Source organism: bacterium, assembly GCA_019912885.1.
In the GTDB taxonomy this organism is placed as follows: domain Bacteria; phylum Lernaellota; class Lernaellaia; order JACKCT01; family JACKCT01; genus JAIOHV01.
The window spans coordinates 16,689-30,463 of record JAIOHV010000172.1 but is presented as its reverse complement, the minus strand read 5'-3'; the positions used below and the strand labels follow the sequence as shown (position 1 = coordinate 30,463).

The window sequence follows — 13,775 nt, the reverse complement described above, 5'->3', positions numbered from 1 at the left end:
CGAAATGGTCAAAAACTTGTCGCGTCACGGCACGGCGCCCGCTAGTATCACGTCAATGACGCACCGTTTCGCCCTCACCGTCGATGTCGAGGAATGGTTCATGGTCGAGAACCTGCGCCCGGCATGCCCGATCTCGTCGTGGCCGAACCTCGAATCGCGCGTCGTGCCGGCGACGGAGCGCGTGCTCGCGATCCTGCGTGAGGAAGGCGTCGGCCGCGCGACGTTTTTTGTGGTCGGGCAGGTGGCCGAACGCTATCCCGATCTCGTCAAACGCATTGCGGGCGAGGGATTTGAGATCGCGTCGCACAGCATGGATCACATCTCGAATTTCGAGCACGACGAGGAGCGCGTGCGCTGGAATCTCGCCGAAAGCAAACGCGTGCTCGAACGGATCGCGGGCGCCGAAATCGCGGGCTATCGAGCGCCGAGTTTTTCGATCGACGACCGCGTCGTGCGTATCGCTCGCGAATGCGGTTATCGCTACGACGCGTCATACAACGACACGAGCGGACACGACCGCTACGGCCGAGCGGACTTTTCGGCGTTCGATCGGATCGCGCCGGGCATCCTTCGCGACGCGGACGGTTTCACCGAGCTTGGCGTCGCGAACCTGCCGTTCGCGGGAAAGCGCGTGGGGTGGGGCGGCGGCGGATACTTTCGCCTGATCCCCGGCCCGATCTACAACGCGGGTATGCACCGCGTTCTCGACGCCTTCGGCCACGCGGTTTTCTACTGCCACCCGTGGGAGTTTGATCCTGCCCAGCCGCGCGTGTCGGGCATCTCCGCCGGCGCGCGATTTCGCCACTACAACAACCTCGCGAAGATGGAGCCGCGCCTGCGCGCGTTGATTCGCGATCTCAAATTGCGCGGCGTGGAGTTCGTGACCGCGGGGGAACTGGCGGAGGCGGCCGGCTGATCGCGGTCGAATCGCAATTCAACACAAAACCACAAAATACACGAACGACACAAAAGTCATTTTGTGTCTGACCTTCGTGCCCTTTGTGACTTTGTGTTGAAAAGCCATCAGTCGCCTGTCGCCCGATATTCCCGCTCGATCACCACCGGTTCGCTCAACACCATTCCCTGCAACGGAATGACCGCGGCGGCCGGGTCGAACGGGCAGCGGACGTCCTTGATCGCCGAACGGCAAACGCCATCGATGAACTCCCAGGGATCAATGCCGGCGGGTGCGATCTCGCGCGGGTCGCGCCACATCAATTCGAATCGCCAGGGCGGTTTGATGTTGCCGCGCGGGCAGAAACGCGCGGCGGCGATCGGCCCGCAGCGGCGGTCGCCATATTCCACGAGCCACGCGCGCGCGCCGATGCAGGGCTCGTCGCGCTCGGCCGTATTTTCGGCCGCCAACAGGGCGCCGCGCAGATGATTCACGAGCGTGCGCCGATCGACGGCACACGGCACGCCGATCTCGACGACCTGCCGCGCAGGCGCGTCTCCTTCCACGTTCGTCATCGTGTAAAATTCGTGGTCCGTGCGCGCCTCGTCCCATTCAAGGGTCAGGTCGAGATATATCGCCGGCTCGTCGGTCACAAGGTTCGCGGCAAGGTAGATAACCACGCCAAACAGCGCCGCCACGATGGCGTAAGCGGCCGGGCGAGGGACGCGCAAAGGCTCGAAACTCATGCGACGCGGCGCGTCATGGCGCGGTTGGCGTCGGCACGCCGGTGCCCGGCCCGGTCATCGGCACGAAACGCACGGGCAGCAGATCTTCGCGCACGAAATCGCCCTTGCGTTTGACGTATCGCGCCAGGTTCTGGAATGACTCGCCCACGGGAATTACAAGGCGGCCTCCCTCGGCGAGCTGTTCGATGAGCGGCCTGGGAACTTCCTTTGGCGCGGCGGTCACGAGGATCGCGTCGAACGGCGCATTCTCCGGCCATCCCCGAAAGCCGTCCCCGCACTTCACCTTCACCCGGCCATAACCGATGCGCTTCAGCGTTTTCTGCGCGCTTTCGGCAAGGTCGCAGAGAATCTCGATCGAGTAGACCTCGCGCGCAACCTCGGCGAGCACCGCGGCCTGATATCCGGAGCCGGTTCCGATCTCGAGCACCTTGTCCTTCGGCCCGATCCTCGCGGCCTCGGTCATGAACGCGACGATGTACGGCTGGCTGATCGTCTGCCCGCGCGCGATCGGCAAGGCCGTGTCGGTGTAGGCGATCGGGCGCAGCGCCGGGGGAACGAACTCGTGACGCGGCACCTTGCGCATCGCGGCGAGGACGCGCTCGTCCGTGACGCCGCGATCCGCGATCGTCGTTTTCACCATCCGTTCGCGCGCGTCGTCGTATCCGCCGGCGAAGGCGGACACGGCAAGAAGCGCGACAAGGATAACGACAAGGACGATCAGGCGGCGGCGGTGGTTGCGATGCGGATCGGAAGGCATGCCCTACGATGACACACGCCGGCGCGCCGGCTCAAGCGGGGCGGTAGGCGGTGACATTCTGGACTTCCGGACTTCCAGACTTTCAAACTTCCCGCCTCTTCGTGCTAACGTGCGCGCGCGTTTTTTTAAGGGGGAACAATTTTCATGAAACACCTTCGCCAGGAGCTGTGGTTCAACTTTCCCGAGCGGCGAGGGCTGAAAAACATCACGCCCGACGTGGAGGACGCCGTCCGCAAGAGCGGCGTGAAAAACGGGCTCGCGCTCGTCAACGCCATGCACATCACAGCGAGCGTCTTCATCAACGACGACGAGTCGGGCCTCCACAAGGACTACGACCGCTGGCTCGAAAAGCTCGCGCCGCACGCGCCGACCGATCAATATCTCCACAACCGCACGGGCGAGGACAACGGCGACGCGCACCTGAAACGGCAGGTGATGGGGCGCGAGGTCATCGTCGCGATCACGGACGGGCGCCTGGACTTTGGCCCGTGGGAACAGATTTTCTATTTCGAATTCGACGGGCGCCGCAAAAAGCGGGCGCTCATCAAGATCATCGGCGAATAGCGCACAAGGGGGCCGGCATGCCGCGCGTTTCCCGCATCGAGCTGTTTCACGTCGACGCGAAACTTTCCGCGCCGTTTTATCCGTCCTGGATTCCCGGTTACGCGCAGACGCACAACCGCTTCACGCTGATCCGCGTCACGACCGACGACGGCCTTGTCGGCGTATCCGCGGGCGCCGCGTTCACGACGGAACGCGAGGGGCTCGGCGAATTGCTCGGCGGGTTTTTGATCGGCGCGGACGCGCTCGATATCGCCACGGTGCGCCAGCGCCTGAAGGAGGCGACGTACCTGGGCTGGCGCAACTGGTGGATCGAGCCTGCTTTCTGGGACATCCGCGGCAAGGCCGAGGGCAAGCCCGTGTACAAGCTTGTCGCCGGCAACGACGAGACGGTTGACGAACTGCCCTGCTACGCCTCGACCGGATCGCTTCGCCCGTTCGACGAGCGCAAACCGTATCTCGACAACATCCGCCGGCAGGGCTTCCGTGGCGTGAAGATCCGCGTGCATTCGTTCTCCGAGGACGAGGACATCGATATCCTGCGCCGCGTGCGCGAGGAGGTCGGACCCGATTTCCAAATCATGGTGGACGCCAATCAGGGCTGGCGCGTCACGCTGATCGACGACGCGCCGCTGTGGGACGTGGAGCGCGCGGTGCGTTTCGGGAAGGCGTGCGACGAACTCGGCATCGCGTGGATCGAGGAACCGCTCGACATGCACGATTTCGACGGCTACGCCGAGGTGCGCCGCCAAGTGAAAACGCCGATCGCCGGCGGCGAGCTTTTCGGCAGCCGGCAGGAGTTGCGCACGTCACTGGAGAAGGGGGCGTTCGGCATTTTGCAGCCGGACGCGACGTTCGCCGGCGGCATCGAGGATGCCCGCTGGGCGATCGCGGAATGCCGCGCGCGAGGTGTCGGCTATTCGCCGCACACGTGGACCAACGGCATCGGCCTTCTGATCAACGCGCATCTGAAGGCGGCGGCGAAAACCCCGCAGCTTCTGGAATATCCGTACGAGCCGCCGGGTTGGATCCCTGCCGGGCGCGACGCGATCCTGAAAACGCCGTGGCTCGTGAACGAACGCGGCGCGATCGCCTTGCCGCAGGCGCCGGGGCTGGGTATCGAGATCGACGACGCCGCGCTGCGCCGGCACGCCAAACGATTCCATGTGGTGACGCCGGCGCGCGTCGCGATCAAGACGATCCGCGAAAAAGGGCTCAAGACGGCGCTCGAAATCAAGAAACGGAAAGAAGCGCGCGAGGGCTAACGCATGGGTCGCCGCGATGAAATCGCAAAGCACTTCGAGTTCGACGACACGATCGGATATCCGATCGACAAGGTGTGGCCCATTTATCGCGACCGGATGCCGAAGATCGCCGAGTTCCTGCCGAATATCCGCCGGATCGATCTGGTGAGCCGCGAGGAAACGGAGACAGGGGTCTTCGCGGTGCTCGAATGGCACGCCCGGGCGCGGCTGCCGGGCGTAGCCGCGCGCCTGATCCCCGAAAACATGATGATGTGGACCGATACCGCCACATGGAACAACGTCGACCACGTCGTCCACTTCGAAATCACCGTCCCCGCGCTCAGCGACGCGGTGCGTGTCTCCGGCGTTAACCGATTCGAGGCCGAGGGATCGACGACGCGCGTGCGTATCGGGGGCGAGCTACGCATCGACATCGACAAGATTCACCACGTGCCTAAGGTGATCCTGCGAACGGTCGTGCCGACGATTGAAAGCTTCGCGCTTTCGCTCACCAAGCCGAACCTCATGGAAGCCAACCGCGGCGTGGAACGCTACATCGCGGCGCAGAAGGACAAGAAGGCGAAATAGGGCGTCAGCGCAACAGCTTCTTGATTCGCGCTTTCAGGTTGAAGCGTTCGATCGGACGCAAGGCGAGGTCGTAAAGCCACGTATACACGCGGCGAAGCCGCAACGCGCGCCGGATGCGCGGCGTGTTGTGATAAAGGACGTAATAGGCCTCCGGATAGTTCGACGTGCCGAACATCTTCTTGTAGTCGGCATGGCCAAAACCGAGATCGACGCGGCGCACCGCGTCGCCCTCGTCGAACAGGCGCGTCGTCAGATCCGCGAGCAGCAACAGGCCCGGGCTGAAATCCTGATACGCGGGATCGTAGCCGACGGTGTTGTAATAAAAAGTTCCGTTCCAGGCGTTGCCGCTGCACATCGCGATCGGTCTGTCTCCCGCGTAAAGAATGAAGCCCAGGAACAGGCCCTCAGCCGCCAGGCCTCGCTCGCGCCGCTCCTCCTCGGCGGCGATCGTCGTGCCGAGGACGCGGTGCTGCCAGGTCGATCGGTACACCACGAGCGCATCGCGGAAAAAGTCGTCCATCTGGCCGGGCCGCGTAAACATCGTCGTGCGGACCTCGCCGCCGGCGCGCTCCGCGAGCTTTTTTCTTTTGCGTTTCAGCGTGTTTCGCGTCTTGCCCGAAAACCGTTCCAGAAACGGCTTGTCGCCTTCGTGTTCAATCAGATATCGCGTCTGCTCGGGCATGACGTGGTGGATGTATCCGGCGAACGGGCCGCGCGCGTCGCGTTCACCGGCTTTCAGGCGACGGTAAAAAGGCGAATCGAGACGCATCGCGTCGATGCGCAAGCCATCGACATCGCGAAGCTGTTCCATCGCCCCGGCGAGCACATGTTCGAGAAGGTCGTCGTCGCCCGGCACCGGCACACCGGGGTAAGCGATCTCCGCGAGCGATACCGGAACGCTCCAGATCGGTTTTTCCGCGATCGTGAACAGGATGGCGTCGCCGCCGATCTTGAGGTTGAAAAAGCCGATCCACGCACCGGCGCGCTTGACGCCGAACGCCGCGGACGTTTTGCTGCGGGCGTGGTAATGCCGATGCCACGCGGGCGTGTGCGCGACGTTCGCAAGCCCAAACGCGCTCGCAATCTCGTTCCAGCGGCGCTCGAGCTCCTCCGTCAGGTCGTCGTCGGTCAGCCGGTGGACAGTGATGTCGTCAAACGACAAAATGATGCCTCGCGTATCGGGAACGTTCGCCATTAACCGATTCGGAATACGTGCGCAATCGCTTGACGGCAAAGCGGCGGGTCCGTGGGACTTTTGGGCATTGATTATCGAGAATCCAGGAATATGAGAAAAGTTATGGACCCCTTGGGCACGCCATCCGCGATCGGGTGCGGCGCACGCATCGCGGCCGTGGCTCTTGCGGCGGCGGTGTTTGCGTTCGTCACGCCGGCCGCGGCCGAGGAGAAAATCGCGATGGACTCGTCGCTTCCCGACGGCGCCGTCATGGCCGGCATGGCGACCGTGGATCTCACGCCGGATCTCGGGCGCTTTCACGTCTCGCTGAACGGCTACGGCGACCGCCGCAAGAAACCGGCGCGCGGGGCGCTTGATCCCATCATGGCGCGCGCGCTTGTCATCACCGACCGCGAGGGGCGCAGCGTCGCGCTTGTCGGGACCGACCTGTGTTACGTCAACACCCCGTTGCGCGATCTGGTAATCGACCGGCTTGCCGCGGACGGGTTCACGCAAGACAACGTGCTCATCGCGGCGACGCACACGCACGCGGCCTTTTCCGGGTACGACCGCAGCTTCGTCGCGCGGCTCGCGATGGGGTCGTTCGACGAGGAGCTGCGCGACCTGACCGTCGAACGCATCGCGAACGCGGTGCGCGAGGCGCAGGCCTCCGCACGGCCGGCGCGGGTTTCGTACGCGATGCGCGAGGTCGAGAATCTCAACCGCAGCCGCCTCGACCCGGGTTTCGAACACGGCCTCGGCAAGAGCACGAATCCGGTCGATCCGCTGCGCTACCCGACAAACCGCAGGCTGTCGGTTTTGCGCGTTACCGCGCTCGATGGAACGGAGATCGGCGCGATCGTACATTTCACGGCGCATCCGACGGTGCTGTCTCCCAAGAACATGGCGTTCTCCGCGGATTTCCCGTCCGTCGTCTATCGCGAGATGGAAAACGCGATGGGGCCGACGGCGGTCGCGATCTACTGGAACGGGAGCCTTGGGGATACCGCGCCGATGCCGGACTGGGAAGACACCGTGACCGAGGAAGTGCGGAACATGGAGGAATACGGCCTGCGCGTCGCCGAAAAGGCTCGCGAGGTTTACGGCGCGGCACGGCCGCTGGCGATCGACGGTATTCGCGCCAGCAGCGTGCGCCGCGCGTTTCGCGATGTCACGATCCGCCCGATCTTTCGATGGAAGGCGCCGGAATTCATCTCCAAGGCGTTCTACACCACGCCCGAACTCGCATTTCAGGCGATCGCGCTCGGCCCGATCCGCATCCTGACCGTGCCGGGCGAACCGACGACGAAGATCGGCTGGCATATCGAAACGTTGTGTCCGCAAGAGACGACGTGCCTCGTCGTCGCGCCGGCCAACGGCTATATGGGATACCTGACGACGCCAAGCGAATACGAAACCGACGCCTACGAATCGGATTCGACGTTTTTCGGACCGACCGTCGGCGATCGCGTCAAGGAAGCGCTTGCCGCGGCGATCGACGGCCTTTGAGGCGCACGGACGGCGGCGCGCGCCGCCGCCCTGGCCTTATCATCGAACTACCAGCCGCGCTTGACCGCCTCGGCCAGGCCCTTTTCCAGATCGTCCGGATTCATGACCGGCGTAACCTCGAGCGTCGCGTTCAGGTTCATAAAAAGCGGCTCGGCGATCGACGGAAGCTGCGACGAATCCGTCATGTCGAAAAAGAAGAGGCCGCAGCGCGAGCCGGTGTCTGCCGTGAAGTACACAGCCTCCGGCTTGAGCAGTTCGACGACCCGTTCGATGGTCTGTTGAAGCGTGCCGTCCTTGATCGCCCGGTTTCCCGCCTCCACGGGAATTTTCGCCTTGAGCATGCACCGCATAGTCATCCCCCATGTTCGAAATGTGTGAACGCACTTCGGGCGCGACCCCAAAATCGCGCGCCGATTTCCGCGGAAAAGACGCCATATCAAAGCACGATTTGACGGCGATATCCGTTACCGGCATAACCGGGTTGCCTCACGCGATGGGAACGCTTTGCGGGTGCGTTCAGGCGTGCTACGTTTGCTGGCCTTTTTCCTTGATTTCCTCAATCCGATACGCCGATGCGGCCGGCCGACAATAGCGCCGCCGGCGGAGGGTGCTATGAGAAACTGGAGAGCGCGGCGCGCGGCGGTGTGCGTCCTTGCGCTGGTCACGCTCGTCGCGAACATCGCGTTCGCGCAGATCGAGCCGTCGGATACGCCGACGGAGACGAAAACCGATCTGCCCGTTCCGCTTTCCGACGACAATGCGGCGGACTTGCCCGTCGAGAAGCCGTGGTTTGGGCGATACGGCGAGTGGATCCGTTTTCAGGAGCAGTTGTTGCTCGGGATGGATCTCTGGGGCGCATCCGGCACAATCCCGGAAGGCTACGGCATCCTCTTTTTCGGGTGGCAGCACCGGCGCGCCTGGAAACGATTTGACGAGCACCGCAAGATCGTGGACGTCGTGCCGGTCATCTCCGCGGACGATCCCTTCGAGCACAAGGGCAAGTTTTTCGAGTTCGATTTCGGCATCAAGGGCCGCCTGCAAGGTTACGGCGCGGGCTTTCAGTACGGCGTGACCGACCGCTTCATGGTCGGTATCAGCACCTTCTGGGCGATTATCCACATCGACATCGAACCGATCTTCACGCCGGGCAGCTCCGATCAGGTGGGCCTGGTGACGCTCGACGATTTTTACGACCTGATGGTCGAACTCGGCCGTCCCGTTCCCAAGACAACCTACGATTCGGATCCGGTCGACTTCGGCGACACCACCGTCGATGCGAAATGGAATTACTATCGCGAGGAGTTTTTCTCCACGTCGATTCAGGGCGGCGTCTTCCTCCCGACCTCGCACCGCGCGCACCCGCAACAAAACCTGATCTTCGGCCTGGGACCGGACATCGACACCGGCGCGGGCGCGTGGGGCGCCAAGTTCGGCACGACCTTCGATACGCGCCCGCCGGATCCCGTAAAGTCCGTTTCGTTCAGCCTGACGCTCGAAGGGGCTTACTTTCTGGAGACGAGGCGCGAGAGCCCCGAGTTCCCGCCGCTGAACCAGGACGTGAAGGATTATCTCTCGAGCCAGGGCGTGGATGTCGATATTTTCCCCGATCTGACGGACGTGCCTTCGCACTACTACTACACGCCGGGCCCCTGGTTCGCCGCGCAGTTCGGCATCGGCGCGGGCCCGTTTTCGATTGCGTACCGCCACGGGTTCGCGGGCGCGCCGGGTTTTCGCTCGTCGAGCGAGGGCTTCAAGCAGCTCGTCGACGAGATCGGCCTTGTCGGCTACGGCGACGACGGCAAGCTTTTGATGTCGCTGAACGTGCCGCTGACGCCGCTTTATATCCCCGGTCTTTTGAACCTGTCGATGGAATACCAGACCGACGGGCGCAACGCGCTGATTTTCCGTGATGTCTACACCATCGGACTCGGCATCGGCTTGCCCCTGGCGGTGCCGGACCGTTACAAGATGGGCTCGACGCCATGACCTCGAAACGCACGATCATTCTTGCCGCCCTGCTCCTTCTGGCCTCCTCGGTCCTGATCGTCGCCTGCATGGGCGACGATCCGGAAGGAGCAGATCTCTACACGCTGCTGCGCGAGGGACGCCGTTCGCTCGAGGCCGGCGACGCGGGCGAGGCGTACAATCTCTTTTTGCGCGCCCGCGGCATCGCGCCGGATCATCCGGCCGCGCTTTGGGGAACGGTGCTGGCGAACAACCAGCTCATCTGGCGCAACCTGACGGGCATCATCGATCTGTTGTCCGGCGTGTACGTCAAGGAGCCCTCGCGCTCAGATTGCGAGCGCGCCTGCGAGCGGATCGAGTCTTGCGACTATCTCGACGAGTTTCGGACCGACCGCTACAACTGCGTCGCCGATTGCCCGTTCAAGTTGCAGCCGTTCATGTTCGAGGAAGTACTCGCCGCGCCGACATGCGAGGACATGCGCTACGGCGCCGCGGAGTGGATCGTCCAGACGACGCCGCAGGATTGCCGGCGTCTGTGCGAATCGCTCGACCGCTGCGGCAACATCAACCCGCCCACGACCTACGACGTGGACGAGTGCATCGAACAATGCCCGCGCATGTACGTCGAAAAGCACAGCAAGTGCTATCTGAACCGCGCGGAGTTCGAGTGCCACCGCTTCGACCGCACGTGTTTCGAGCACACCGTCGTCGGCCTGCAGGTGATCATCAACCAGGTGGGCGACAAGCGCATTCCCGAGACGCTGAGCTTCGTCGACCGCCTGATCGCGCGGCCCGACGACTACCAGTACTACCTGCGCACCTACAAATGGGAGCTGCGCGAGCCAGTTTTCGAGATCAATCTGCCCGGGCGTTTCTCCGACGCGGAGCTGTATCTCTCCGCCGGTCTCGCGCAGTTCTGGCACGCGTTCGTGCGCATCGTGGCGGCACAGAATCTCGATATCAACGTGGTCACCTTCGACCAGTTCACGTTTTCAGGATCGATCTGCAAGGTTCTGCTGAACGACTTCCTCAAGTCGATCCGCAACACGATGTTCGATCCGATCTTCCCGAACGCGGGCAGCCTGCTTGAACCGTACGAAGAGTCCGTCAAGAACATGAGCGAGGCGGGAGACGCCATCGGCCACATGTTCGGCGAATGGGCGAAGATGCTCTCCGCCATACTTGCCAGCACGGACAACCAGTACGGCCGCGCCGTGGGGTATCGCGACACGAATCGTAACTTCCGCTTCGATGACGACGAGTTCTGGCCGGTCTTCGACCTCGGCATCGAGTTGTCCAAGACCGACACGATCAACCTGATGTACCTGTTCCGCGCGTTCGAGCGGAACTTCCTGTACGAGGAGCCGATCGATCTGGATCTGCTCAAGCCGGTTCTCGTGGCGTTCGATTTCGCGCCCGGCGCGCTTTTAATCGAACTGATCAAGGCCACCGGGCGCGAATCGTTCAACCCGAGCTATCCGTTCAAGCATCCGACGCCCGAGGGATGGCGCCCGGCGATGATCCAGTTCGTCGAGTTGCTCGAGGATTTGCGGAGCCGCGCCGACGGATTCCCCGAAATCCTGGAGTGCGGAAACCTCTAGGCGTCGCTCGCGGCGGCGGCGGGGGCGCGTTCCTCGCGCGGCTTGTAGTTGCGAAGTTTTTGGCCGATCGACCGGCGCACGAGCGGCTTGGTGATCAGGCCGTCGAAGCCGAGCTGGCGGTACGGCGCGTCGCCGTGCAGTCCGATGTCCGGCGCCATCGCGAACACCGGTAGATCGCCCCGGACCGCCCGCAACGAACGCAGTACGTCCGCCGTGATTTCTCCGGGCAGGCTCGTGTCGAGCAAGACAAGCACGGGTTCGTGACTGCCCGCGAGACGGACCGCCTCCTCGCCGCTGCGCGCCCAGATGACGCGCCAGCCGAGCGTCGTCAGCACCGCCTCCGCGCGGCGGAACTGCCCGGCGACGTCCTCGACAAGCAAAAGCACCGAGCGCGGCTCGCGTTCGGGTTCGGGCGCCGGCGCGCGTTCGGCCGGCACCTCGCTTTGCGGCGCCGTATCCAGGCCGGGCAGGGTGATGAGAAAACTGCTTCCGTGGCGCGGTTCGCTCGACAATGTGAGCGTACCCCCGTGCATCTCGACAAGGTCCTTGGAGATCGTCAATCCGAGCCCGGTGCCGGAGACCTGTTTCTTGATCGGATTTTCGCCCTGAACAAAAGGCAGGAAAATCGATTCGCGCTGCTCGACGGGTACGCCGACGCCCGTATCCCAAACTTCGATATGCGCGCGATCGCCCTCGGACCACGCGCGCATCCCGAAGCGCCCGTCCACATCCGTGTATTTCACCGCATTCGATAAAAGGTTGACGAGCACCTGCCGGATGCGAAGTTCGTCGCCGTAAAGGTGGCCGAGGCGCTTGGGGATGTCGGCCAGAAAGCGCAACGAATGTTGCCGGCCGATCTCCGCGTAGGTGTCGGCCAATTCCGTCAGCATCTGAGACAGATCGAACGCCTTGCGGCGCACTTCGAAAAGCCCCGCGTCCATCTTGGCGAAATCGAGAATGTCGTTGATGAGCGCGAGCAGATGCTTGCCGGCGTTATGGATGTGCTGCGAGTTCGAGGCGCCGAGCTTGTCGCCCGCGGATGTGAGGCTCGCGCGCAGCAGATCGGAAAACCCGATGATCGCATTGAGCGGCGTTCGCAACTCATGGCTCATATTCGCGAGGAACTGGCTTTTCGAGGCGCTCGCCGCCTCGGCGCGTTCCTTCGCGACGCGCAGCGCCTCGGCCTCGAGTTGCCGCCGCGTGATGTCGCGGAGGGTCGCGATATACAGCGCCCCCTGCCGCGAGGTCATGTAGTTGACGTCGATCTCTGCGGCGAACGTCGAGCCGTCCTTGCGCGTCACGCGTATCTCACTGTGAAACGCGTCGCCCGGAGCGGGGGTTTTCTCCTGGCTTCCATTCATCGCGCCGAAGTGATCGCGGATCTTGTTACGCGCTTGCGCGCCGATCATGTCCGCGACGTCGAGCCCGACGATTTCGCCTTCCGCGCGCCCGAACAGGGCGGCCGCCGCGGGATTCGCCAGCAAGACGTTGCCGAGTCCGTCAACGAGCAACAGGCCGTCGCCCAGGTGCGAGACGAGCGAACGCATCAGGCGTTCGTGCTCGCCGATCGCGCGCTCGACCGCCTTGCGCTTGCCGATGTCGCGCAAAATGACCAGCACACCGAATCGCCCGCCGGGCGCGAACGGAATGGCCACGAACGAGGCGTCAAGCCGCGTGCCGTCATCGCGGAGGACCACGCCGTCCGTCGTGTCGATCGCCTTTCCGGTCGTAAGCGCGCGGGTGGCCAGGGTCGTCACGTCCTCGCCGGTCGCCTCCGCCTCGAACGGGAAATAGGGGCGCCCCGCAACGGCCTGGGCGTCGCCGTACCCGAGCATCCGGGCGCCGGTATCGTTCGCGAACTCGATCGCACCGTCGCGCAATACGAAAATGCCGTCCGGCGAATGATCGACGAGCGCGCGATAGCTGACCTCGCGTTCCTCCAGGGCGGCGCGCGTCTGCACGTGCTCGGTGATGTCCGTGTGCACGGCCAGGTAGCGCGCGGGGCGGATCGACTTGTCCGCGAGCGTGATGACCGTGGATTCCGTCACGAGGGGCACCGGCGCCTCGAATGTCAGCACGCGTTGCCAGACGCCATCGATCGCCAGCGCGTCGAGCATCTCGCGCGCCAGGGCGTCGCCGTCCGCGATCAGATCGGCGAAACGCACACCGGCCAGATCCGACGGCGAGGAGCCGACGCGGCGTGCGAGGGCGTCGTTCGCGTACACGACGCGCCCTCGATCGTCGAGCGCGGTAATGAAGGCGTGCGCCTCGAGCGCCTGATGCGGCAGCTCGATGCGCCGCGCGGTATCCTGCAATTGCATCGCCGTGTCGATGAACCGGCGAAGGCGAAGCGTGCGTCTTAAAACGAGAAGGATCGTGACGAGAAGAAGGACAAACAGCGCGCTGACCGGGATGAGGAATCCGGTCGGGATTCCGCTCGATGGAAATCCGTGTGGCATGCGCGTGACCCGATCCCGTGACGCTCGCGAGGCGAAGCCCGTGGAACACGGCGTTCCGCGGATTTCGCCCCGGTATTCAAGAGGTCATTCATGCTACCGGGATCGACGCGAATTGGAAATACGGAATTGGCCGAAAGTTTCCCCAAAAATCGCCGTTTCACTTCCCGAACGCGAACTTCCGCAAGCCTTTCAACCGCCTGCGAAAGCCGCCCTGAATTTCCGGGCAATGTCCTGACCCTGACGGCCGCGCCGCGCTGTGCGACAATCAGCCCGTGA

General features: G+C 63.7%; 12 protein-coding genes. 7 read left to right on the top strand and 5 right to left on the bottom strand.

Going from position 1 to position 13,775, the window contains the following annotated elements:
* The first annotated feature begins 55 nt into the window (after positions 1-55).
* Positions 56-916, top strand: coding sequence for a polysaccharide deacetylase family protein (locus K8I61_15110; GenBank protein ID MBZ0273366.1), 861 nt, complete (start codon positions 56-58; stop codon positions 914-916).
* 107 nt (positions 917-1,023) lie between these two features.
* Here the strand turns inward: K8I61_15110 and K8I61_15105 are convergent, their stop codons facing one another.
* Positions 1,024-1,641, bottom strand: a complete 618-nt coding sequence (locus K8I61_15105; protein MBZ0273365.1) for a hypothetical protein — start codon at positions 1,639-1,641, stop codon at positions 1,024-1,026.
* 13 nt (positions 1,642-1,654) lie between these two features.
* Positions 1,655-2,398: a protein-L-isoaspartate(D-aspartate) O-methyltransferase gene (locus tag K8I61_15100; GenBank protein MBZ0273364.1), complete on the bottom strand. Its 744-nt coding sequence runs from the start codon at positions 2,396-2,398 to the stop codon at positions 1,655-1,657.
* Positions 2,399-2,542: 144 nt separating this feature from the next.
* Here K8I61_15100 and K8I61_15095 point away from each other — a divergent pair, with 144 nt between their 5' ends.
* From K8I61_15095 to K8I61_15085, 3 genes are read left to right on the top strand one after another with little or no spacing between them, the layout of a single operon-like run.
* Positions 2,543-2,962 carry a secondary thiamine-phosphate synthase enzyme YjbQ gene (locus tag K8I61_15095; protein MBZ0273363.1) on the top strand — a complete coding sequence of 140 codons (420 nt, stop codon included), beginning with the start codon at positions 2,543-2,545 and terminating at the stop codon, positions 2,960-2,962.
* Between the two features lie 17 nt (positions 2,963-2,979).
* Positions 2,980-4,224, top strand: a complete 1,245-nt coding sequence (locus K8I61_15090; GenBank protein MBZ0273362.1) for a mandelate racemase/muconate lactonizing enzyme family protein — start codon at positions 2,980-2,982, stop codon at positions 4,222-4,224.
* A gap of 3 nt (positions 4,225-4,227) precedes the next feature.
* Complete coding sequence (locus tag K8I61_15085; GenBank protein MBZ0273361.1) at positions 4,228-4,791, top strand: DUF2505 family protein; 564 nt, start codon at positions 4,228-4,230, stop codon at positions 4,789-4,791.
* Between the two features lie 4 nt (positions 4,792-4,795).
* On the opposite strand, the gene K8I61_15080 is transcribed toward K8I61_15085, so the two are convergent.
* Entirely contained in the window at positions 4,796-5,986 is a 1,191-nt protein-coding gene (locus K8I61_15080; GenBank protein MBZ0273360.1) for a GNAT family N-acetyltransferase, read from the bottom strand.
* Between the two features lie 90 nt (positions 5,987-6,076).
* Here K8I61_15080 and K8I61_15075 point away from each other — a divergent pair, with 90 nt between their 5' ends.
* Complete coding sequence (locus tag K8I61_15075) at positions 6,077-7,474, top strand: neutral/alkaline non-lysosomal ceramidase N-terminal domain-containing protein (protein ID MBZ0273359.1); 1,398 nt, start codon at positions 6,077-6,079, stop codon at positions 7,472-7,474.
* Positions 7,475-7,521: 47 nt separating this feature from the next.
* On the opposite strand, the gene K8I61_15070 is transcribed toward K8I61_15075, so the two are convergent.
* The gene (locus K8I61_15070; protein MBZ0273358.1) at positions 7,522-7,824 is read right to left on the bottom strand and encodes a hypothetical protein; all 303 of its coding nucleotides are present in this window, start codon (positions 7,822-7,824) and stop codon (positions 7,522-7,524) included.
* Between the two features lie 262 nt (positions 7,825-8,086).
* Between K8I61_15070 and K8I61_15065 the strand changes: the two genes are divergently transcribed.
* Positions 8,087-9,460: a hypothetical protein gene (locus tag K8I61_15065; protein ID MBZ0273357.1), complete on the top strand. Its 1,374-nt coding sequence runs from the start codon at positions 8,087-8,089 to the stop codon at positions 9,458-9,460.
* The gene (locus K8I61_15060; GenBank protein ID MBZ0273356.1) at positions 9,457-11,040 is read left to right on the top strand and encodes a hypothetical protein; all 1,584 of its coding nucleotides are present in this window, start codon (positions 9,457-9,459) and stop codon (positions 11,038-11,040) included. The genes K8I61_15065 and K8I61_15060 overlap by 4 nt, the downstream gene beginning before the upstream one ends.
* Here K8I61_15060 and K8I61_15055 read toward each other — a convergent pair.
* Positions 11,037-13,499: a PAS domain S-box protein gene (locus K8I61_15055; GenBank protein ID MBZ0273355.1), complete on the bottom strand. Its 2,463-nt coding sequence runs from the start codon at positions 13,497-13,499 to the stop codon at positions 11,037-11,039. The genes K8I61_15060 and K8I61_15055 overlap by 4 nt on opposite strands.
* Positions 13,500-13,775: the final 276 nt, after the last annotated feature.

What these genes read in the sequence shown, in the direction of transcription:
- K8I61_15070 (MBZ0273358.1), bottom strand. Translation starts at nt 7,824, where the DNA reads ATGCGGTGCATGCTCAAGGCGAAAATTCCCGTGGAGGCGGGAAACCGG.
- K8I61_15060 (MBZ0273356.1), top strand. Translation starts at nt 9,457, where the DNA reads ATGACCTCGAAACGCACGATCATTCTTGCCGCCCTGCTCCTTCTGGCC.
- K8I61_15110 (MBZ0273366.1), top strand. Translation starts at nt 56, where the DNA reads ATGACGCACCGTTTCGCCCTCACCGTCGATGTCGAGGAATGGTTCATG.
- K8I61_15105 (MBZ0273365.1), bottom strand. Translation starts at nt 1,641, where the DNA reads ATGAGTTTCGAGCCTTTGCGCGTCCCTCGCCCGGCCGCTTACGCCATC.
- K8I61_15080 (MBZ0273360.1), bottom strand. Translation starts at nt 5,986, where the DNA reads ATGGCGAACGTTCCCGATACGCGAGGCATCATTTTGTCGTTTGACGAC.
- K8I61_15075 (MBZ0273359.1), top strand. Translation starts at nt 6,077, where the DNA reads ATGAGAAAAGTTATGGACCCCTTGGGCACGCCATCCGCGATCGGGTGC.
- K8I61_15090 (MBZ0273362.1), top strand. Translation starts at nt 2,980, where the DNA reads ATGCCGCGCGTTTCCCGCATCGAGCTGTTTCACGTCGACGCGAAACTT.
- K8I61_15095 (MBZ0273363.1), top strand. Translation starts at nt 2,543, where the DNA reads ATGAAACACCTTCGCCAGGAGCTGTGGTTCAACTTTCCCGAGCGGCGA.
- K8I61_15085 (MBZ0273361.1), top strand. Translation starts at nt 4,228, where the DNA reads ATGGGTCGCCGCGATGAAATCGCAAAGCACTTCGAGTTCGACGACACG.
- K8I61_15055 (MBZ0273355.1), bottom strand. Translation starts at nt 13,499, where the DNA reads ATGCCACACGGATTTCCATCGAGCGGAATCCCGACCGGATTCCTCATC.
- K8I61_15065 (MBZ0273357.1), top strand. Translation starts at nt 8,087, where the DNA reads ATGAGAAACTGGAGAGCGCGGCGCGCGGCGGTGTGCGTCCTTGCGCTG.
- K8I61_15100 (MBZ0273364.1), bottom strand. Translation starts at nt 2,398, where the DNA reads ATGCCTTCCGATCCGCATCGCAACCACCGCCGCCGCCTGATCGTCCTT.